This window comes from Cytophaga hutchinsonii ATCC 33406 (assembly GCF_000014145.1).
In the GTDB taxonomy this organism is placed as follows: Bacteria; Bacteroidota; Bacteroidia; order Cytophagales; family Cytophagaceae; genus Cytophaga; species Cytophaga hutchinsonii.
On sequence record NC_008255.1, the window covers coordinates 3730670 to 3754018 of the forward strand.

Annotated in this window: 15 protein-coding genes; 4 read left to right on the forward strand and 11 right to left on the reverse strand. The window is 38.4% G+C overall.

What is annotated here, in order from left to right:
- Positions 1–118 precede the first annotated feature (118 nt).
- The 7 genes from CHU_RS15895 to CHU_RS15925 form a co-directional block, all read right to left on the reverse strand.
- Complete coding sequence (locus CHU_RS15895) at positions 119–3244, reverse strand: ATP-dependent helicase (RefSeq protein WP_011586615.1); 3126 nt, start codon at positions 3242–3244, stop codon at positions 119–121.
- Between the two features lie 131 nt (positions 3245–3375).
- Entirely contained in the window at positions 3376–4713 is a 1338-nt protein-coding gene (locus CHU_RS15900) for a T9SS type A sorting domain-containing protein (protein WP_011586616.1), read from the reverse strand.
- A 99-nt stretch (positions 4714–4812) separates the two neighbouring features.
- Entirely contained in the window at positions 4813–6906 is a 2094-nt protein-coding gene (locus CHU_RS15905) for a peptidylprolyl isomerase (RefSeq protein ID WP_011586617.1), read from the reverse strand.
- Between the two features lie 79 nt (positions 6907–6985).
- Entirely contained in the window at positions 6986–7225 is a 240-nt protein-coding gene (locus CHU_RS15910) for a hypothetical protein (protein ID WP_011586618.1), read from the reverse strand.
- Between the two features lie 12 nt (positions 7226–7237).
- Positions 7238–7762 carry an LPS export ABC transporter periplasmic protein LptC gene (gene lptC, locus CHU_RS15915; protein ID WP_011586619.1) on the reverse strand — a complete coding sequence of 175 codons (525 nt, stop codon included), beginning with the start codon at positions 7760–7762 and terminating at the stop codon, positions 7238–7240.
- Positions 7762–9048 carry an outer membrane protein transport protein gene (locus CHU_RS15920; RefSeq protein WP_238379300.1) on the reverse strand — a complete coding sequence of 429 codons (1287 nt, stop codon included), beginning with the start codon at positions 9046–9048 and terminating at the stop codon, positions 7762–7764. Before CHU_RS15920 ends, lptC begins: the two co-directional genes overlap by 1 nt.
- A 109-nt stretch (positions 9049–9157) precedes the next feature.
- Entirely contained in the window at positions 9158–9865 is a 708-nt protein-coding gene (locus tag CHU_RS15925) for a type III pantothenate kinase (protein ID WP_011586621.1), read from the reverse strand.
- A 144-nt stretch (positions 9866–10009) separates the two neighbouring features.
- On the opposite strand from CHU_RS15925, the gene CHU_RS15930 reads away from it, so the two are divergent.
- Positions 10010–11113 carry an anhydro-N-acetylmuramic acid kinase gene (locus CHU_RS15930; RefSeq protein ID WP_011586622.1) on the forward strand — a complete coding sequence of 368 codons (1104 nt, stop codon included), beginning with the start codon at positions 10010–10012 and terminating at the stop codon, positions 11111–11113.
- On the opposite strand, the gene plsY is transcribed toward CHU_RS15930, so the two are convergent.
- The 4 genes from plsY to tpiA all read right to left on the reverse strand — a co-directional run bounded on the left by plsY (position 11094) and on the right by tpiA (position 18670).
- Positions 11094–11744, reverse strand: a complete 651-nt coding sequence (gene plsY, locus CHU_RS15935; RefSeq protein ID WP_011586623.1) for a glycerol-3-phosphate 1-O-acyltransferase PlsY — start codon at positions 11742–11744, stop codon at positions 11094–11096. The two genes, CHU_RS15930 and plsY, sit on opposite strands and share 20 nt — an antisense overlap.
- A gap of 146 nt (positions 11745–11890) precedes the next feature.
- Positions 11891–16873: a hypothetical protein gene (locus CHU_RS15940; RefSeq protein ID WP_041932451.1), complete on the reverse strand. Its 4983-nt coding sequence runs from the start codon at positions 16871–16873 to the stop codon at positions 11891–11893.
- A 43-nt stretch (positions 16874–16916) separates the two neighbouring features.
- Positions 16917–17786 (reverse strand): 50S ribosomal protein L11 methyltransferase, encoded by an 870-nt coding sequence (prmA, locus tag CHU_RS15945; protein WP_316910398.1) that lies wholly within the window; start codon positions 17784–17786, stop codon positions 16917–16919.
- Between the two features lie 128 nt (positions 17787–17914).
- Positions 17915–18670 (reverse strand): triose-phosphate isomerase, encoded by a 756-nt coding sequence (gene tpiA, locus CHU_RS15950; RefSeq protein ID WP_011586626.1) that lies wholly within the window; start codon positions 18668–18670, stop codon positions 17915–17917.
- Positions 18671–19016: 346 nt separating this feature from the next.
- Between tpiA and carB the strand changes: the two genes are divergently transcribed.
- The 3 genes from carB (at position 19017) to accD (ending at position 23270) form a co-directional block, all read left to right on the forward strand.
- Positions 19017–21830: a carbamoyl-phosphate synthase large subunit gene (gene carB, locus CHU_RS15955; RefSeq protein WP_011586628.1), complete on the forward strand. Its 2814-nt coding sequence runs from the start codon at positions 19017–19019 to the stop codon at positions 21828–21830.
- A 165-nt stretch (positions 21831–21995) separates the two neighbouring features.
- Entirely contained in the window at positions 21996–22247 is a 252-nt protein-coding gene (locus tag CHU_RS15960) for a DUF4834 family protein (protein ID WP_011586629.1), read from the forward strand.
- A gap of 174 nt (positions 22248–22421) precedes the next feature.
- Positions 22422–23270 carry an acetyl-CoA carboxylase, carboxyltransferase subunit beta gene (gene accD / locus CHU_RS15965; RefSeq protein WP_011586630.1) on the forward strand — a complete coding sequence of 283 codons (849 nt, stop codon included), beginning with the start codon at positions 22422–22424 and terminating at the stop codon, positions 23268–23270.
- Positions 23271–23349 lie beyond the last annotated feature (79 nt).

Below are 23349 nucleotides of genomic sequence, written 5' to 3' on the forward strand. Positions count from 1 at the left end.
AATCTATGTAAATAATTTAATCAATCCAATATTAAGTTATACTATTGTAAGAAAATAAGGCATAATTCATCAAAATGAATTATGCCTACAATATATTAAATTGGTGTGCCTTTTGTTGTTACTCCTGCTCACTGTGTGTGAGTTCCATTGGCTTGTAATTGTAGCGCACAAACGTGCACCAGGTACAATCCTCTTCGCCGCAGCCTTGTGAAAACTCATGGTTCTTTATTTTTGCATACGCAGTAATCACTTGATTGGCAACAATCTGTTCGTCTTCCGGCGAAATGAAAATCTTATGTTTGGTTGGCTTTTTTGTTGCAGCATCCGGCTCAACAAAATCAAGTTCGCCGGTTACAACTTTGTAGTTTGTTTTCCGGTCATTTTCTATAAGAAGTTTATAGAAAATAATCTGGCGCCAGTAATCACCGCCATTCGGCTCTTTCTCTGTCGGCGGCAGCAGCTTGGATTTACTGCTTGCATATTTACCGGTTTTATAATCAATCACATTTACATCAGAACCATGAATTTCAATTTTATCTACGTTCCCTTTTATAGGAACGCCTTTGTATTCAACATTATCGATGCGGTGTTCGAGCAACACATTTTTTTCCCACTCCCCAATATATGTTTCATACAGTTCAGGCAAAACTACTGTAGAGCCATATGTTTCATAATTTTTATATTCAATCAATGTAAAGTGCGAATGCACGTTTTTCAATTTCAATTTAAATACCTCAGACAAATACTGTACCGTAGGAAAACGCTTCTCTTCATCTGCCAGCATAGCTGCAAAGAAATCTTTTAGTGCCTCGTGTATCGCAGTACCAAAGCCCGATGAAGCTGTACGTGCACTTGGCACCATCAACATGTTTTCAAAATAAAAAGCAATCGGGCATGAAAGATATTTGTTCAGATGTGTTACACTCAACTGATAGCTCTCTAATAATTCTGTTAAATAAACGGCATCTATCAATGGAATTACCGGAGGTTCGGTAAACTGCAGAATGTCTAGTTTATACTGAACAATAGCATCATCTGAAAGGCTTACAAAAGTTGTTTTTGTTGTTTCCTGTTCGGTAAGTTCTACCAGAAAACGGCTGCAGACCAATTCCTTTTCATTAACATCTTTTGCCGGATAGGATATGTATAAATATTCTTTCGCACGTGTTAATGCAACATAAAACAACCGGCGTTCATCTTCTTCTTTATCGTGTTCAACGTTTTCTGTTATAGTACTTGGAATTTTAAATCCAAAACTCCGCTCGGCCTGTCCCTCCCATTGCCTGGAGTTACAGCCGATCAGAAACACATACCGGTATTCCAATCCTTTTGAAGAGTGCGCGGTAACAAAATTTACACCTTTTTCTGCATGAATAATTTTTTGAAGATTAAGCCGCACATCATTATCAAGCATCTTCTGTATGGTTGACAAAAATTCTTTCAGCGACAGCAATGGATTGCGTGCGGTTTCTTCTTTTAAGAAATCAAAGAACGTTGTTAATACCTGCATGTACCAGGTCTTTTCAGACGAATTCATGATCCAGGAAAGTATGCCGCCGCGTGTTGTAATTTTTTCAAACAACACCTGTAAGGTAATGTTATGAAATTCTTTTTGCCAATAGGTTAAGTTTGCTTCCAGTGAAAGAATGGATGGCAACGAATGCAGATTCAGTTTTGCCAGCTCTTCTTTTTTAGACATCAGTTCGCGCCAGCGGATAGCGGAACTTTCAGACGTACGTCGTGTTTTTCTGGAAATGTTTGCAATATCTGTCGGGTCAATATTAAAATATTCAAAATGCATTAACCGGAACAACTGTTCTTCTCCTGAATCCGGGTATTCATTTTCTTTTTGAATGTAAGCTAAAATATCAATCAGATTCTGAACGAATGGCAAGTGCAGTACATTAATACTTTGTTTAATGTTTAACGGAATTTTGCGTTTCTCCAGCACCTTTATAATATCGGCTACTTTTGAGTGTTTGCGGTAGATCACTGCAACCTCAGATAAGTCAACGCCTTCGTGATGAAGTTTTTCCAGCTGTTCAACAACAGACGCTTCTTCATGCAGTTCATTATAATATTCAATAATTTTCGGTTCAACATGCGACGCTGCAATTATGCCTTTAGCCGTAAGTTGTTTATCGAGTCCTTGTACACTGTTTACCAACCGTTCGTTGTTATTTTTTATAACAGCCATGGAAGCATCCAGCACGGCTTGTGTAGAACGGTAATTCTCTTTAAGCACAATAAGTGCAGGGTTATATTTACTATTAAAATCAATGATGTTTTTAATATTTGCTCCCTGAAAACGGTAAATGGATTGATCGTCATCGCCAACAACAAATAAGTTCGGGCGTTCCCAGTACGAAGCAAGCAGATCTACTACTTCGTTCTGCGAGCCGCTTGTATCCTGGTACTCATCAACTAAGATGTATTGATACCGTTCCTGATAGTTGCGCAGCAGCAATTCATTTTCTTTAAACGCTTTCAGCACCCAAAGAATCATATCGTTGTAATCGTAACGACGTATGGCACCCATAGCAGCATTGAAGTTTGCAAACTCTGCAATGGCCGCTTTAAGTTTGGCCATCTTTTCAATCTCTGTATAATAGCTAGCCTTTAAATCCCCTTTGTTGTTGTTTCCTGACTTGCGTTTATATTGATGTTCGGGATCATCTTTCAATTCGTCTACATAACGATCAATCAGGATATACATGGACTCTTCCGACCAGCCTTCACTTTTCATATTTTTGAAAAGTTCTTTCAGGCCAATCTGGTCATAATATATGTCTCCTTTAAAGCGCTTCAGCTTACTTGTTGCATCAAAGTTATCGATGAGTTTTTGATATAACTCAATCGTTTCCAATTCAGAGATTGGCTGTAAATTCCGTACGCCAAAGTAGTCCAGATTTTCCTGAATGACCTGATTACAGAAACCATGAAACGTGTATACATGCACGCGATATGCTTCCGGACCAATAAAATCAAGTAAGCGCTTGCGCATGGCAACTGTACCGGCTTCGGTAAAGGTAAGGCAGAGAATATTATGCGGCTGCACCTGTAAATCAGGTGAGGCCAGAATTTTACCGATACGTGCGGAAAGGATCTGTGTTTTACCGGTGCCAGGGCCGGCAATTACAAGCACAGGACCTTCAATGGTTTCAACTGCTTCACGTTGTGCAGTGTTGAGCCTGGCCAGCTGTTCCTGAAAAAGTAGATCGTATTTTGATGCTTTTGAAGACATAATAGAAATGGAGTTCCGTATTTCAATATACGTATTTGAAGTAAGTAAATAACAAAAATGACATACATTGAAAATCCCTCATATAGACGGTACGCTACATGAGGGATTTTCAATGTAATTAACGCTAAGAACTATTTCAATATCAGGCGTTGTATGCTTAAGCGTTTATCTGCATACTCAGCAGTTACAATGTAAATTCCAGCCGAAAACCCTGAAAGGTCAACCTGTTCCTGCACAGGTACTATAACTGGTGTTCCGCTTATAGATGAAACAGATAGTTTTTGTATCTTCTGATAGTCTTTTAAATAAACAATTCCAGTACTAGGATTCGGATATAACAATATAACATCCGAAGCCTTTTGATTTAAAATACCTGCTGTCAGAGAATATTCATAATCAAATCTGGTGTCGTTTTTATACATTCCCGTTTCACTATCATAATAATTTTCAAGTAAGTCAGAAACAATTTTACCGTCCTGAAACATTCTTATGTTCTGCATATTCGCTGGATATAGAAGTTCCCAATCAGTGCCATTAAATGAATATGTTTCTGTTTTCCGGTTTCTGCCAGACGCATCTATATAATCAATTTTCTTTTCATACATTCCTGTAGCAGTCACTTTATCTAACTCATATATCCACGCAGTTTTACTAATAATAATGTCATTCAGATTTGTTATTTTTTGTGAAGTTAATCTTCCCTCTAAATCATAGGTGTTCAGTAACTTCGTTTTTTCGTCGTTGTAATTTGATGTTTCGTATGAATCGTATGTTATCAGGTCTGTATTCAAAACGTTGTAATTTCTAAAATCAAAATTGTAACGTTTTGAATCCAATGCCATAGTGCCGCCGTTTGTCAGATCAGTACTGCGATATACAATAATACTGTCCAGAGTATTAATATCTGTATATTTGAATGTAGAAATAGTTTCTAAGATATATTTCTCTTCATACTCTCCGTCTTTAATAACAACACCATAGATGTATTTTTCTATTTTAAGGACCTTATCTTCTCCATCGCGGCTGATTAATCTCTTGTAAGAATTAGGTATCAGATATTTTGTGTCGTTCACAACACTCCAGATATTTACATCCGTTATCATACCATGGCTATCGTACAACCACTGCTGCTCATACTGGCTTTTATAACCTGACAATGTTTCCTGTTCATTCCAGTAGTATGACAATCTTCCTTCTGTATCATATTGGAATCTGTACCGAAATGTCTGATACATCTCCGTAATATCTTTCCCCGTTTCAATATGTTCTGTAAGTTTTCCGTCTGAATTATATGTAAACGTATGATTTTTTATATACTGCTCTTCCTGGCTATCGTAATCGTAGTTATATTCTTTAACCTTTACTGGCTTACCATCTGTAATAATTTCATCATTATATGCATAAGGAATTTGTCCAAACGATAGGAACGCGCTAAGGATAATATAAATGGTTAGTGATATAGTTTTCATAAGATGTTATTAGAGTGAAAATATATTATATAAATAAAATCAATTACAAAAAGAAAGTCACGCTTTCGGCGTGACTTTCTTTTTGTAATTGTAAAAAAATTAGTATCTGTAACGCATATCTTCAATTTCAACGGTCTTTTTAACTGCCGCTTCAACTGTACCATATGCCAATCTGTTATTGCGCTGCTGCTGTAATTGCGTCACAAATTGATTGTAATCTGCAACTTCAGAAACGGTAATGTTTTTGTTTTTTAATACCAATACACCGTTTTCACCGGTAAATGCTTCTGTCTTTTTTTCTTTAGCTAAACCAAATAAAGCACCTACTGCTTCCGGTTCGTAGCCAACGTTTGTAATCATACCTGAAGAAAGTGAAATATCTGAAGCAGTACCTGTAACAGCATCTTTACCGTATGCTTTAGCAGCTGCAGCAAAATCATTGCCTTCAACTTTTAATTTCTCTTTAATAAGTTTTGCTTTTGCTTCGATGATCACTCTTGGTTTGATCTGATCTTTTACATCTTCAACAGAAGCGGTTCCTTTTTCACGTATTCTTGTAAGTAATACAACAACGTTTTTATTCTCTACAGTAAATACCGAAGAAACATCATTTACTGATCTGTCGTCGCTGTATAACCACTTAACAATTTCTCTTGCTTCGTTTATGCTGGTAATTCCTTTTGCAGCGCCATCAACATTTGCCTGCTCATATTTAGCAACACCTGCTGTGTATTTTTTAATTTCTGTTCTGAATGTACCCGTATCTTTTACTGAAGCAGCAAATGCGTCAGCGTTTCTGTAAATAGAGTCAACGGTATTGTCAAACGCTTCAACATTTTTCTGAACCGATGCAATCAAAAACTTACGGCCTGTTTTTGCAACATCTACACGGATAATATGGTATCCGAATTGTGTCTCAACAATATTTGGTAACAAACCTGGCTTAGAAGCGCCAAAGATTGCATTTTCGAACGGTTTAACCATCTGGCCTTTGCCGAACCATCCAAGATCACCGCCATTTGCAGCCGTACCATCACCGCCGTACTGAGCGGCCATTTTTTCAAAGCTTGCGCCGTTTTGAATTTCTGCTAAGATCTGCTGTGCCTGTTTTTTGGCTTCCGCTTTTTTCTCTGCAGGGTCTGTTTCGTTTGTACGGAATAAAATGTGACTGGCTTTAGCCATTACATTTGTATCACTTTCAATTTTCAATATTTTAGTTAGTGAATATCCTGTACCATAGGAGAACGGTCCGTAAACGCTATCAATCTGTAATGAATTTACACGTGCTGCAAGTGCTGGAGGCAGTTGATTTAACTGAACATAGCTAGGATCAGCCGGTGCATCTGAATTTGAACGGATAAACGCAGAATCGTTTTTAGCTAACACAAACTCATCTTTTAATTCCGCTAAATCTTTTTTAACATAAGAACTGTCAACGCCTGTAGGCACGTTGTTGAATACTGCAAATTCAATCGATCTGCCTGCTTCAACTTCAAATTCATTTTTATGTGCTTTTAAATAATCTTCAAGCATTGCATCTGTAACCGTAATCGTTGTGTCATTGATTGAAAAATAAGGCACATATACATATTCAGCTTCTGCTTTATCATTTAACGCATGGTAATAACGTTTTGCTTCTGCTTTTGTAACATACTCCGATTTTTTAATGATCGTTTCGTATTTGCTGCGCATTCTCTCGTTATATACGTATTCTTTTAATGCTCTCCAGCGGCCTTTAATGCTTGCACGCTCTTCTTCTGACTGGATTTGGTCAGAATCTAAATATTTTAAAAATTGTTTCAATTGTTCTGCTGAACCGAACTGTTGTTTTACAACATCAGACATGTGTTCACCTTCTAACAAATCAACTTTTTCACCTTCAGAAATTTCGATTCCTGCTTTTTCGTAAACAACTTTATTAACCCGTTCAAACACTAATTGTGTCCACGCAAGATCATCCATATTGGCATTGTTTCCGTTGCCGCCATATAATGCTTCTGCTTTTGTTATTTCTTTCTGGAATTCTTCAACAGTAATGTTACTGCCATCGATTTCACCTACTTTGTTATTAAAACTAGAGAAAAAAGAATTTTTTGATGTAAAAGCATCCCCTAAAAGGAATAATAATAAACCTGCTACAATAGTACCTACTACCAGGCCGGATCTTTGATTGATTTTATTGAAAATACCCATTTTTATACGTTTCTAAAGAATTGCAAAATAACGACAAACCTCCGTAAAAACAAAAGTCTTGTACCGTTTTGAAAATTAATTATTTGTGTTTTTGTTTAAAATGCTTTTCAGGCTTAGAATCCCCTTTGTCTTTCAAGTTATTATCTTCTTTGGATTCATTCATTTTGCGGTATGTAAAACCTAAAAAAAACATGAATGTTAACATATAAAAGACATAACTGGCGGCAAATCCATTGGTCATATTCTGATGAATGGAAATCATCAGCAAACCTACCATGGAATAAAAAAGAACTACGGTAAAGGTACTTTTACTTTTCATCAGGTTTGTGTGTTATTTAACTGAAACAATACCGACTGGTTTGCGGATGGTATAGGAGGAAAAATCCTGGTTCGCATCCATCCCCACTCCTTCAATTGTTTCGGTTGCTGTTTTTATAAATAATTGCTTTTCGGTATATATTTTTTTGGTTACAGGCGACCAGAAGAGTTCTTCTGTAGTAAGTTTTTTGCCTTCTTCCTTATTGTCAACCACTACTTTCCCGGAGATTTTATACAGGTTCTGTTCTTTATAAAAAATCGCATAATTAGAAGTGAGTATTGCTTTGGGTGTTTCTTTATTTTCAAAAAATTCCACATAAATACCTTCCGGAAATTCTCTGTCGTTTGACTGCAGCAGCAACTGAACAGGTGCTTCCAGCTTCATCTTCATCTTTCCCGAATCACTGTATATGGTTTGAATGTTGTCGGAAATCATCATAGGGCCAGTGTAGGGCTCTACATATTTTGCCTGTTCAACATCTGCCTGGCAACTGTATAGCAAAAAGATGCATGCTGAAAATAGTACCAGTCTCAACATTATTGAATACGTCTTTTATGAAACCATTTATCGTAAATTGTCATACTTAAATGCAATCTGTAATACATTTCTGAAACCTGGTCAGAAGAAAATGTAGAACGCTGTCCGACAACGAAAGCTACATTTAATTTAGGCAAAAGCGGTTTGTCTTTTGTACGGAAACCAACCGGTATGGAAGCTCCGATTGAAGCGGAATAGTCATACAATCTGCTTCCGGCAACAACGATAGGTGTTTGTGAATAGCAAAAACCTGCACGATACGTTTTTAATCTGTGCATGCGGTATCCTTTTGATTTATCTTTATATACACTTTGCGGTGTCCATTCTCCGCCTATTGAAATGCTGTAAGAAGCGCTGCTCAACGAATCGTTTTTGAATTTGTTCTTATCAAAATTTGACCAGTTTGTATAAGCTATATCTCCGGCAAGTGTCCAGTTTCCGGCTTTTTCAAAACTTGTTCCGATACGGTAGGTTGTTGGTATGTACGCATGGCTGGTAGACTTCGACAACGTAGAATCAAGTGTCAGCTGGTTTTTTGGATTACGGATAATTAACGCGCGGGATTCTGTTCCTTTAATATCCGGGAACACTTCAAGTGCCCCGCTAAACTTAAAACTGATTGGTTCAGGTATTTTTTTAATGCTTAATCTGCGGCCTGTAGAATCTCTGTAAAAAACAGTATCACCGATGGTTAATTGCCTGTTATAAATAAAACCTGGTTTGAAAGAAAGTCCGCTGTAATTTGTTTTTCTCTTTGTACCGATCTCATTTTCTTTATCGGGATTTGACGCATCTGTTATCAGTTGTGAAGAAGCTTCCTGTGTAATGTTTCCAAAATTATAACTTGCTGTAACGCCCAATGACAGGTCTTTTGTAATACCGATCCCGTTCATCCACTGAAACTGATAAATACCACCATCGCCAACGTATTTATAAATGGCGGAATAGTTATTGGGATCATTAGGTACCGAACTTGTATAACTGTATTTATTCTGTACGGTTGTCATGGGAGCCAGCATCAAACCCATGGTATATACTTTTGAAACGGGAAATGTAAAAGCCAGGTGGTTGATGTTTGCACCGTTTGAATTGGATGAAATACCTCCGCCTGTAACCGTTTTGTATTGTATGGTAAAACCTACATCAAATTTTACCAGGGAATCGGAATACTTGCCTTTAAAATTAGCCAAACCCGCAGGGTTAAGGAAATTGATGTATTCCTTACTTGTCAGGGAAGAACCGGCATATCCCATTCCCATATTCCGGATGGTTCCTCTCTGGTTCATTATATCCCCAAGCCCGACTCTTGAATAAGGAGAATTTCCCAGCCCTTGAGCGAATGATAAAATTGAAATAAAAAAAGATATTGCAAGAAGGGCTAGCCTTTTATAGACATTAAACATTATAATTCAGTATTCGATTTAAACCAATTAAATTCAACTCCGCTATTACAAAGATGGGTTCTTTTAGCCTCTTTTCAAAAAGAGAAGCATTGCCGCCGGTTAATAATACGTTAATAGGCGTATATTTATTTTGATAGGCTTCAATAAAACCTTCTATTTCAAATTGAATTCCATTCAAAACGCCGCTCATGATTGAACCTGAAGTTGATTTTCCGGTCAATGGAGGCTCTTTTTCAGCTTTTACCAACGGCAATTTTTCTGTAAAGTGTGCCAGTGCTTTAAAACGCATTTCTACACCCGGACTTATGCTTCCGCCTTCAAAAACAGCCTTTGTGTTTATAAACCCATGCGTGAGGCACGTTCCCAGATCAAAAAACAGATTGTTGCAGCCCGGGAATAATGTTGCAGCACCAACAGCGGCGGCGATCCGGTCTGTTCCTAAGGTGTGCGGCGTTTCATAATCAATATCAATCGGCAAGCGTGTGTGTTTATTTAAAAAATGAACCTGCGTAACTGTCTCAAGAGCAGAAAAATCTGTTTGATTGCGTACACTTGAAATGAATACATGAACCGGTTTTTCGGCTTGTACCGCCTGCAGTACATCGTGTAACCGGCTGTAAGTCTTTGTCCATTGCAATTTCCCGCCCGAAAATGCACCTATCTTGATATAATTGTTCCCAACATCTATTACAATATTCATGTTGTCTGATTTTACTTTGCCAAATATAACCAGTTCCAGTCTTGTTTATTAAAAATTTTCCAAGGCTATTCTGTTACCGGTTATTCTGCTTTCCTCGTATCTTGGAGCAATAAATCCACGTATGGCTTACAAATGACTTCAAATATGATACATAAAAAACATACCGTTGCAGGTTTAATGTCGGGCACCTCTCTGGATGGTTTAGACATAGCTGTATGCACGTTTGAATATAAAAATGACAGATGGGTATATACGACTGTAGCGTCCACCACGATTGATTACAGTGCCGGTTTTAAACAGGAGCTTAATCAGGCTATGCGTTTACCGGGAGAGGAACTGATTTTACTAGACCGTTCTTTCGGTGCTTTTCAGGGAGAAGAAGTAAAAGCTTTTTTGCATGCCCAAGGGCTGCAGGTTGATTTGGTTGCAGCACATGGGCACACCATTTTTCATAATCCTGCGAAAGGGTATACGCTGCAGATCGGCAGCGGTGCCAGCTTATATGCTGCATGCGGAATTCCGGTTGTGTGTGATTTCAGATCGGTTGACGTGGCATACGGCGGACAAGGTGCTCCCCTGGTACCGTTAGGGGATGAACTGTTATTTTCCGCATACAGCGGCTGTCTCAATTTAGGGGGGATTGCTAATATTGGTTATATGCATTCGGGCATGAATGTAGCCTTTGACATTTGTGCGGTGAATATTGTGCTTAATGCACTGTCACTAAAAGAAGGCAAAGTATATGATGACGGCGGCAGAATCGCAGAGAGCGGATCTTTAATACCGGCACTGCTTGAAAAACTTGAAGCCCTTCCTTTTTATTCTGAAACCGGCCCAAAATCTCTGGGCCGCGAATGGGTAGATGCCGTTATTTTTCCTCTGTTAGAAAACTATTCGTCCCATTCAAACAAAGACATGATGCATACGTTTGTTGTGCATTGCGGGCAACAGATTGCTAAGGCACTTCAGGGCTTGCCTGTTAAAAATAATACCCGGAATCTGCTGATAACGGGAGGAGGTGCGTTCAATACGTTTCTGGTGGAACAGATCCGTTTACATGCAGGCAGTCAGATAGAAATTGTAGTGCCTGACACAACTACCATTCAGTATAAAGAAGCGATCATTTTTGCATTCCTGGGGTTATTACGTATGTATGACATACCAAATGCAAAAAGCACCGTTACCGGTGCTTCTGTAAATACGATTGGCGGTGCAGTTTATGGAAGCCTTAATGACTTCTTTTCTTAATCAAATACGTTTTGTTTTCTTCTCCCAAAAACAATCGCTTGATATTTTTTTTATGTGTCAATACAACCATTAAGAAAATAGCAAATCCAAAAACGATGATGATTGGGGTTTCTGTATGAAATCTTGGTATAAAGATAATCATCAGCGGGAACGCCAGTGTAGAGATCATGGAGCCGAGTGATACATATTTTGAGGTGATCAGAACAATTAAAAACACACCCAGACAAACAAGTGCTGCTTCAAATTGTATGCTGCATACCATCCCAAGCAGCGTAGCAATGCCCTTACCGCCTTTAAAGCGTTCAAATACCGGGAAGATGTGGCCCGCTACTGCAGAAAGACCATAGATCAGTTTATAAACATCAAGCTGAGATTTGTCTATAATATCAAAGTAAACTAAAAAAACAGCTAAGCTTGTTGCCAGCCAGCCTTTGAAAATATCGATCAGCATTACAATTGTTCCGGCCTTTTTTCCCAGAACACGGAATGTATTTGTTGCACCTGCATTTCCACTTCCGCACGTTCTTATATCAACATTATGATAATGCCGGCCATACCATATTGCGGTAATAAAGGAGCCCATTAAATAAGCTACTAAGGCACCTAAAATGATATATAAAATGTCTGCCATATTTTAATTGTACGAAATGAATTTGTGTATCGTTTCATTAATTCTAACTATCGAATTAACGTGCATTTTATGCGCAAAGATACGCTTAAATTCATTCAATGAATAACCAAATTCGAATTTTACCTCGAATTTAACAAGGGATAAATCTATTTAAACAGATTTTTGAGCTGTTCCTGATCGCGTTGTTTTTGCTGCTGCTCTTCAATCGTTGATTTATTGTTTGCTTTATTTTTTTCTTCCTGTTGCTGTTCGTAATTCGTATCCTGTTCCTTTAGTTTGTACTTATCCGGATTGCTTGGATCGTCCTGATATTGCTCCGGATTGGTATTCTGAATACGTTCATTTGTATTATTGGTATCGTTTAATTCCAGTTGTTTTTTACGCTGTTCTACGGAAACTGAGTCTGTAGCGAGTGTATCTGAGGTATCAAATAAATCTTCTGAAGCCGGTTCCTGATAGTCATCTTCCATTACACCGTAGTGCTCTTGGAAATTATTTTTAAACTGGTTCACTTCCATTGCTTCGGCTTGTACCATAAAGAACTTGGAACGGTCTGCCATTTCACCTTTCGATTTTTTAACGATCTCAGCTGTTACATCCGAGCTTGATGAAGCAAGCGCCAAACGGTTTTGATCGTATTTAATAAAATACCAGTTTCCATAAGAAGGTTCCAGATAGATGGTTATAATATCCCCTGCAATAGCCTTCTTCACTTCAATGTATCCTTTTACAGATTTATTAATGTCTGATTTCAAAATGTTTGAAAGTTCAACCGGTCCTACACTATAAAATGTTTTGTATTCCGGAGACCAGTTCATTTTAACATTAGAAAAAATAATTGCTTTTTGAAAATCAGAACTTAATGCAGAAATGGATTTTTGTCCGGCAGCACGTTTTGATTTGTATGCTTCAACACCACTGTTGTCAATGAATTCAGCGAGTTTTTGAAACAGAATATCATCATTTTTATTTTCTTTCGTCATGGCGTCAAAAGAGAATCCATCTGTATCCTGAGTCGTCGGAATCGAAAGCGTTGACAAGTTTGATCCCATTACAACCAATGGCGTAATGTTTCCTTTAAATGCAAAACCTAAGAGGTAATCAAATGTATAGAAGTCTTCTATCAGTGAAGCTTTACCATTACCGCTTACAAATGCTTTAACACTTGGGTCCGGGCGCAGCATATTAAATTTACCGCCGAACTTAATATTCGATGTATTGTCATTATATGATAAATAATTGCCTTTATACGACTTACCATTCAGCTTATCGGCAGTACCTACATTGAATTCAAGCGAATCGGGATTGTACTTTAAGATACCTGTAACAGGAAGGAAATCGAGATCTTCTTCGTGAATTTTTTCAGATATAAAGTTCGGGTATAATTGATTTGATTTGTTATCAAAAGAAAGTGATGTTACCAACGCTTTGCCTCTTTCTGATACCGCATTATTCAAATCGAGAGATACGGTATTGGATGTACCGGCATTTACATATTTCAGCCACGAAGAATAACTCAGCTGGCCTTTTAGTGCAAGTTTAATGTATCCTTCAAACGCCAAGAATTTCTCCGGTGATTTCATGGTAATATTTCCTTTATATAAAATCTTATCTCCCACAAAAAGAGAATCTGACTCCTGTACCTGTGCAATACCGGTAGTAAAGCCACCTGCTTTCTTTTTATCGGCAAGTGTATACTGGAAATTACTGAACAGAATCTGTAACGTATCCGCACCAAGGTTTACATACCGGTACAATGCTTCTCCGTTAAAGTTCTTTCTTCCAAGAATGTCAATATTTCCATCATACAAATGGTGGTAATTGGTCAGTGTATCAAAATCCAATATGGCATTGTTTAATGTTTCCATTACAGCATTCTCGTGGATTACTACATGTTTTTTATCAGGCGTAATCTTACCATCATTTACAACGATATATGGAACGCCGTATATGCTTAATGTTAATGAATCAATAATATACTCTGCTCTTGAAGCATTAAATACAAGTGAATCCTGATCCTTTCTTGTTGAATAAAAATAAGACTGGGCAATATTAGACGAATCGGTTGCTGCCAGGTATATTCTCTTTTTGTCTACATCCCAGGTACCTTTACCGATACTGGTTTTATATTGTGCATAGGGGAATTCTGTACTGGCAAAACCTTCTTTCTCCGGACCAAATGTTGCCATACCTTTTGCAATATTGTATTCAACTTTTGCCTGTGTAGATTTTAATGCCGGTTTTTCCGGGTTATCTGACTTGATTCTGAAAATAGCATCGTTAGCCTGTAAATTTTTATCCTCGAAATGGAATTTTTCAGATTCAATTTCAGCATCATCTGTAGATAATACCCCTCTGCCGAACATACCGTTATGGGTTAAGGCAAGTGTACCTACATGCGTTGCAGTAGTGTCATAAATCCGGAATGGTTTGTCGATTGATGACATATACATTGTATCAACCTTTGGTTTCCAGAGTAAACGATAGGCTTCAATTTCTACATCCGGCATAGTAACCGACGACGCAAGCAATGGATTGGTACCGGGCGTTGTGATCATTTTTGTACCAACTGTTAACGTAGAATCTTTAAAGAATACAAAGTCCGGCGATGTAAGTGTTGTATTTAAATATTTTATTTCACCATTACCTCTCAAGCCCTGGTTATCCAGTTTAAGCATGTTGTTATACGTGGCATCACCGCCGTACATTTTATACCCTTCAACGGGTGTAGGGTGTGTAAAGCCCAGAGAGTAATCCGGCATTACAACCAATCGTTCTTCAAACGTGGGGAATACACCACCGGATTCGAAAGAACCATCAAACCCGATCACACTTGGGTCATCATTACTTAAACTGTCAACCGTAAACGGAGGTATTTTAAATTGAAAGGTTGTATCATATGCTCCGCCGGCAATATCTTTTTTATCAAAAAATACAGATGCCCCCGTTGATGCGTGGAATATTGGATACTCCGGATGGCGCTTGCGGGCAGATTTGTTATGCGGCTTATTGATGTATAAGATCCCGGAAGAATATCGCAATTCGTTACCCAATACTTTTGCTTTACCTGATTTCTTTGAATCAACAGTATCTATTTCAGATACGGCTAATTTAATCGCATCAATATTTGTAAGCACCACATAGAAGCTGTCATAATTGAATGCAAAATCGGTACCGATGAACTGGAAGTTTGACGTGTTGATCTTTCCGTTGAATTTAAAATCCCGGTTGGCTAAAATTTCAATTGTATTGCTATCCGGTTCAAAATTTACAGAAAGTGAATCACTGATGTATACACGCTTAACACCATGTACCGTCAATGTTTTTGTTGTCAGATCCAATTCAGCATTTGCACCGGAAGGATTGATCGATACAAAGTTTATGTTGTCATAATCTTTTTTATCTCTTCTGGAAAGCACATAGTGACGTGCTTTGTCTTTAACAACAATCATCCCGCTTTTGGTGTTGTAATCAATAAATCCGAGTTTCATCAATTGCACCATGGCACCACGTAATGTTGTTTCAGAAATTTTTGATGATTCTGCCAGATCCAGCACAGTAAACTGGCTGCTTTGGATTTTTTCTGTATAGCCCATGATCAGCTGTAACGGATGGAATTGATACAAGCCTTTCAAACGCGCATATTTAGCCAGCTCATAGAACTCCTGCGATTCAAACAAGGCAGGAACTTCTGTACGTCCGTTCACGATATTAAAATCAATTTTATCTGTATTCAAATCCCAGGTTAAGGCATCCGCTGTAATTTCAATTTTATGATACGAATCCAGGAAGGGAGCCATTCTGTATCCATTTGTTTTTGTTAACCGCAAAAAGCTTTTGTTTTTATTGTATTTAAAAACAGTGCCCGGGTGGAAAATAGAATCTTTGCCCTGATAAATGACCAGTTTGGTATAATCCGCGGAAATCAATGAATCACCTAATTGAAAGCGATTTGAAATTGCTTTGATTTTTACTTCATTATCTTTCAAGATTTTCACTTCTGCAAACCCTTCGTCTAATGATGAACTATAAATCTTTTTACCAGACATTGAAAATCCGCCGTGGTATTGAATGTTCGCATCCAGGCCTTTTACAGGAATATTGCTGTAGAAAGATTTGAACCGCGGATAGTTTTTATCGGCGTAGCTTTTTGCTTTTACGCTGTTGTATTCAAACACCCCGATCGGAATTGAATCTGTTTGAGATGGGTAATGTAAACGCGCACCTTCAGAGGTGATTTTATATGTTTTTATAGGAAAATTATACCCGCCAAGTTCGCAATACACTTCCGGCAAGCCCACGCTTGACCAATCAAAGGTACCGCCTTCACCAACAAACAAGTTGTTTTGTAATAATATTGACCCGGAAGTATTTTTTATCTGTACGGTATCTACCGGTGTTGTTAAAATAAGTGTTGCTCCTGTAATAGTTAGTACAGATCCAACAATGGCGGGCTGCTCAGGCGGTGTATAGCCTGCATCCAGTAATTGCGATTCATTTGCGGCAGGCTCTTCCTCCAGTGTACTCCAGGTATCTTCATTCTGATCAAAATTGTCCCAATCTTCGAAATGGTCTTCTGTAGCTGTATCGGCAGGAATTTCATCCGGCATCATTGGTTCGGGAGCCGCTGCGATCATATGAAAGGCAAACGACCCGCCCTGCATGGCTAAGGTATTATAAGAAGATTGATACAGTAATCCCTCATTTGTAATCAGACGTGTTGTTCTAAAAAACGATTCCATTTGAGGGCTCAGTAACGTCTCAATAAATTTACTGGTAATGAGTAAAAAGGTATCCAGCTGTGCGCCGCCCATACCCTTAGATTTCATGGCTGCCATGGTAAGATAAAAGTCTCTGAAATGCGGATTGGCACGGAGCTTTTTACTTTTTACCAATTTCTGAGAAAGTTCTACAACTGCCTTTTGTTGTGCAGCACTAAATTGCCCCCATGCACCACCTAAAGCAGCACCCGCTTCAATACATTCCTGATTTTTAGTCACATCCATCATGGCAGTTACCTCTGCGGGGTAAGCTGCAGGATCACCTGAAAATTTCTGTTGCGCAAACACGGAAATGTTTGTAAGCACACCAATAAAAAAAAGAATGGTATATTTTTGGATTTTCTGCATGTTCAAAATCTAAGTAAATACGGTTAACTGTTTTTGAGCCGTTTTATTTTTTTATTAATTTCATGGATACCCAGCGATCTTTCACTTTGAAGCTTTCTTTTTTAAAACCTGCATCTTCTGCTCGTGTTAAAATGTCTGTAATATCTTCTTCATAAAACCCACTCAGAAAAAGCAATCCATTGGGAAGAAGACGCTTATTATATTCATCCATTTCAGCTAACAATACATTTTTATTAATATTTGCAAGCAAAATATCTACCTGAATAGCTGCGGAAATGATTTCTGTAATTGTTCCTTGTCCTGTTTGAATCCTATCACATCCGTTCAAATTACAATTTTCAATCAAATTTTCAAAAGCCCAGTCTTCAATATCGAACGCATATATTTTCTTAGCTCCTTTCTTTTGAGCCAGAATGCTTAAAATACCTGTTCCACAGCCTGCATCGATCATTATTTTATCCTGAAGGTCGGTTTCCAATTCATATTCAAGCATTAAAGAAGTTGTTGCATGGTGGCCCGTTCCGAAAGACATCTTCGGGTTTATCACAACTTCATACTGAAATTCAGGTCTTTCAGCATGAAACGACGCACGTACATAACACTGATTAGCAATAACCAACGGATCAAAGTTCTTTTCCCATTCTTCATTCCAGTTGATGTTTGGCATTTCAGCAAACGTATATGTATACGCAGGGTTTACTTCATGCAGTACTTCTTTCAGGTCAGCTTCTGAAAAAGCACTTTTTTCAACATATGCTTCCAGCATGTTTGCATGTTCCGCAAAAGAATCAAACCCAATGGCTAATAACTCAGCCATTATGCGTTCCTGCTCGTTTTCCTCAACGGTAATATCAACTTTAATGTATTGGTCCATAAGAAACAAAACCCCGATAGAATCGGGGTTGTATATTATATTTTATTAATAATTTAATGTACGCAAGCTAATCTGGCACCAGCCTTCTTCACCATGGTCTGTGGCACACAGATCATCATTCCGTTCTGTGTGCCACAGACCGGGGATCCGCACTACCAAGCAAGTGATTAGTATGACTTAGCGATATCAATAAAGTCACGTGACTTTAACGATGCACCGCCGATCAACCCCCCGTCAATATCTTTGCAAGCCAACAGGCCTTTTGCATTGTCCGGTTTCATGCTGCCACCATATAAAATGCTGATCTCATCTGCTACTGCAGCACCATATTTAGATGCCAGGTGCTCACGGATCTTCGCGTGCATTTCCTGTGCCTGCTCGTCAGAAGCTGTAACGCCTGTTCCGATTGCCCAGATTGGTTCGTATGCAATAACTACTTTTTTGAAATCTTCCGGTGATAAATGGAATAAGCTTTCTGTTAACTGAGCATTTACAAAATTGATGTGGATACCTGCTTCTCTTTGTGCAAGTGTTTCTCCGCAGCAGAATAATGGCGTTAAACCATTTGCCAGGGAAATAGTTACTTTATCAGCCAATTGCTGATTTGTTTCACCAAAATATTCTCTTCTTTCGCTGTGTCCGATGATTACATACTTTACACCTACAGACTTCAACATCGGAGCTGAAATCTCACCTGTAAATGCACCGGATTCTTTTTGATATACGTTTTGCGCGCCGATAGCTACTTTATCGTTGATTACTTTTGAAACAGCAGCCAATGAGATATAAGGAATACACATTACAAGATTTACATCTGCAGGAACTTCATCCTTTGCCATATTTGCCACTTCAGAAGCTAATGACAAGCCTTCTTCAAGTGTTTTGTTCATTTTCCAATTTCCTGCAATTACTTTCTTTCTCATAATCGATGTTTTATACTTATTTTATGTGTTTTGAATCGGGGTCTCGTTTCCAACTATCAGCCAAATATAATAAGAATTGGTGAAAGCAAAACGTGTTACCATTCACGACGCAATAAATTGCGTCTCAACCAATGCGATGAAACAATCAACGGTTATCATTTTTTCTTGAATTAGTTCAATAACAGGCTTGTAGACAAACTTATTATAAACAACACTAATTTAATCTTTCATATACCATCTTTTTCCTTTAAATTTGCTCAATTTGACTGTGTAAAAGAAGGTGTACTTTCCTCTTTTGGCTTCAAATTCTGATTCATCGAACCATTGAAAAATAATAAATAATCCCATGCCTAAGGATACAAGTATCAAACACATTTTGATTATCGGTAGCGGTCCAATTGTAATCGGACAAGCTTGCGAATTTGATTATGCTGGCTCACAAGCTGCACGTTCTCTTCGTGAAGAAGGAATTGAAGTTACCCTGATCAACTCGAATCCGGCTACAATTATGACTGATAAAGTTGTAGCGGACAATGTGTATTTATTGCCATTAGAGAAAAAATCAATCATTAAGATCCTTGAAAATCACAAAATCGATGCGGTATTGCCAACGATGGGGGGCCAGACTGCCTTGAACCTTGCGATGGAATGTGATAAAGCCGGTGTCTGGAAAAAATTTGGTGTCCGTATGATCGGTGTTGATATTAACGCGATTGAGACTACAGAAGACCGTGAGAAATTCCGTTTGAAAATGATTGAGATTGGTGTTGGAGTTTGTAAAGGCGCAACAGCAACATCTTTCTTACAGGGAAAAGAAATCGCTCAGGAAATCGGTTTTCCACTGGTAATCCGTCCTTCCTTCACCCTTGGCGGTACAGGCGGCGGTTTCGTGCACACGGCAGATAAATTTGATGAAGCGTTAACAAAAGGTCTTCACGCTTCGCCAACGCATGAGGTATTGGTTGAGCAAAGTATCTTAGGCTGGAAAGAATACGAATTGGAGATCTTACGTGATAGTATCGGTAACATGATCATCATCTGTTCGATCGAGAACTTTGACCCGATGGGTATTCATACCGGTGACTCTATTACTGTAGCGCCTGCTATGACGCTGCCGGATACCATCTATCAGGAAATGCGTGATCAATCCATCAAAATGATGAAAGCGATCGGTAATTTCGCGGGTGGCTGTAACGTACAGTTCTCCGTTTGCCCGGATACAGATCATATCATTGGTATTGAGATTAACCCGCGTGTATCACGTTCTTCTGCACTTGCTTCAAAAGCTACGGGTTACCCGATTGCAAAGATCTCTGCGAAACTTGCGATTGGTTATAACTTAGATGAATTAAAAAACCAGATCACTAAAACAACAAGTGCCTTCTTCGAACCGGCATTGGATTATGTGATCGTAAAAGTTCCGCGCTGGAACTTCGATAAATTTAAAGGTGCTGACCGTACCCTTGGTTTACAAATGAAATCTGTTGGTGAAACAATGGGTATCGGCCGTAACTTCCAGGAAGCATTACAGAAAGCATGTCAGTCATTAGAAATTAAACGTAACGGTTTAGGTGCTGACGGTAAAGAATTAACAAACCAGGATCAGATCCTGGACAGTCTGGCGAACCCAAGCTGGAACCGTTTGTTCCATATTTATGATGCTTTCAAATTAGGGGTTCAGTTCAAGACCATTCAGAAGCTGACAAAAATTGATCCGTGGTTCTTAACACAGATTGAAGAGCTTGTGCTTCTTGAGAAAGAAATTCAGAAAACAACGATCCAGAACATCAGCAGAGAAATGCTGAAAACAGCTAAGCAAAAAGGATACGCTGACCGCCAGATCGCGCACCTGCTCCGTTGTATGGAAAGTGAAGTATTTTCAAAACGTCATGAATTCGGAATCAAGCGTATTTACAAAATCGTTGATACCTGTTCTGCTGAATTTGAAGCAAAAACGCCTTATTACTATTCTACGTTTGAAGGTGAGAACGAATCCATTCCTTCAGATAAAAAGAAAATTATTGTATTAGGTTCAGGCCCGAACCGTATCGGACAAGGGATCGAGTTTGACTACTCGTGTGTACACGGTGTATTGGCAGCGAAAGAATGCGGTTATGAAACGATCATGATCAACTGCAACCCTGAAACGGTTTCTACAGATTTTGATATTGCTGACAAGTTATATTTCGAACCTGTATTCTGGGAACATATCTACGAAATCATTCTTCTTGAAAAACCGGTTGGCGTTATTGTTCAGCTTGGCGGACAAACAGCGCTTAAACTTGCCGAGAAATTAGAACGATATGGCATCAAAATTATCGGTACTGATTTCCAGTCACTGGATTTAGCTGAAGATCGCGGCCGTTTCTCTTCTTTATTAAAAGAGATCAACATCCCTTATCCGGAATTTGGTGTCATTGAGAACGCAGACGAAGCTGTTGCGATCAGTAAAAAATTAAACTTCCCGTTATTGGTTCGTCCTTCGTATGTATTGGGCGGACAGAGCATGAAGATTGTGATCAACGAACAGGAGCTGGAACAACACGTGGTGAACTTATTGAAAGATCATCCGGGTAATCAGGTTCTTGTGGATCATTTCCTTGAAAATGCAATTGAAGCGGAAGCAGATGCCATCTGCGACGGCGAGAATGTACACATCATCGGTATCATGGAACACATAGAGCCGGCAGGTATTCACTCCGGTGATTCGCACTCTGTATTGCCTCCGTTTGATTTAAGTGATGACGTGATCAGACAGATTGAAGAGCATACGAAGAAAATTGCTATAGCACTAAAAACAGTGGGCCTGATCAACATTCAGTTTGCGATCAAAAACGAAATCGTTTACATCATTGAAGCCAACCCAAGAGCTTCCCGTACGGTGCCGTTCATCTGTAAGGCATACGATGAGCCTTATGTAAATTATGCTACCAAGGTGATGCTGGGTGAAAACAAAGTAACCGACTTTACCTTCAACCCGAAGAAAAACGGTTATGCGATCAAAATTCCTGTATTCTCTTTCAATAAATTCCCGAATGTAAACAAGGAACTTGGACCTGAAATGAAATCAACGGGAGAAGCCATCTTATTCATCGACGATCTGCACGACGATGCATTCGTGAAATTATATTCTGAAAGAAATCTTTATTTGAGCCGATAGGTATAGTAATACGTTTTAAGTAATAAGTTTTAGGATTAGCACTTTGAACTTATTGCTTAAAACGTTAAATTATAATAAGAATCCAGTTTTAAGAGGGATGTCGATTACAATATTTTTTTTATTCCAACGTCTTAAAACATAGAACTTATTACTTAGAACATCATTATGAAATTCTTATTCTGGACGATTGTTATATTTTTCGTATTACGTTGGTTACTAAAGCCTTTTCTAAAGGTTATGGTAATTAAAAGTGCGCAGAAAATGGCTGAAAATATGCAGCAGCAATACAGTCAGCAACAGCAGCCAAGATATCCGGAAGGTTCTATTCATGTAGACCATATTCCAGATCAGAAAACTTCAAAAAAAATCAACAACAGCCCTAAAGACGATTATATTGATTTTGAAGAGGTTAAATAATCAAAAAATATTTTATTTTTAGCTGATTTACAACATATTACATTTACTGAATCTGTAAAAAACTTACACATTTGGCATCCTGAATTTATTTTTTTGTTATCTTTGTTATCCTTAAACTCTAGCAGAAATATAGAGAATAGGGGTGTTTAAATTGAACTTAAATAAAGAACATAGATGTCTTGGTTTAAAAGAACTGAAAAAGGTATCACTACCCCTACTGAAGAGAAAAGAGAAGTACCGGATGGTTTATGGTATCAGTGTCCTGAATGTAAAAAAGTAGTACATACAAGAGAGCACGAAGAACATGCCTGGACATGTATTGAGTGTAATTACCACGCAAGAGTAGGCTCAAAAGAATATTTCGAATTGTTTTTTGATAACAATGAATTTACAGAATTAGATGCTGGTTTGAGTTCTTCTGATCCGTTAAAATTCATCGATAGTCAACCGTACCCAAAACGTATCAAAGCTGCTCAGGCTAAAACCGGCTTAACAGATGCAGTGCGTACAGCGCACGGTAAAGTAAGCGGTAAAGAAGTTGTAATCAGCTGTATGGACTTTACCTTCATTGGCGGTTCTATGGGTTCTGTAGTGGGTGAAAAAATCTCCAGAGGTATTGATGCAGCCCGGGCTAAAAAAGTGCCCTTTATCATGATCTGTAAATCAGGTGGCGCACGTATGATGGAAGCTGGTTTCTCCTTGATGCAAATGGCTAAAACATCTGCCAAACTTGCATTACTTGCCGAAGAAGGTCTTCCGTACATTTCTATTTTAACAGATCCAACAACAGGCGGTGTTACTGCATCGTATGCAATGTTAGGGGACATCAATATTGCTGAGCCGGGAGCCTTGATTGGTTTTGCCGGACCAAGGGTTGTTAGGGAAACGATCGGTAAAGATTTGCCGGCAGGTTTCCAGACATCTGAATTTTTACTGGAACATGGTTTCCTTGATTTCATCGTTGACAGAAAAGAAATGAAGAAACAGGTTTCTGATTTCTTACGAATGGTTGAGAAAAAGTAATACTTCTTTAATTAATGTTGAATCGTCCTGAAATAGGTTGACAGATTTTAATACTAATCCCAGTTATCAAAAGTAACTG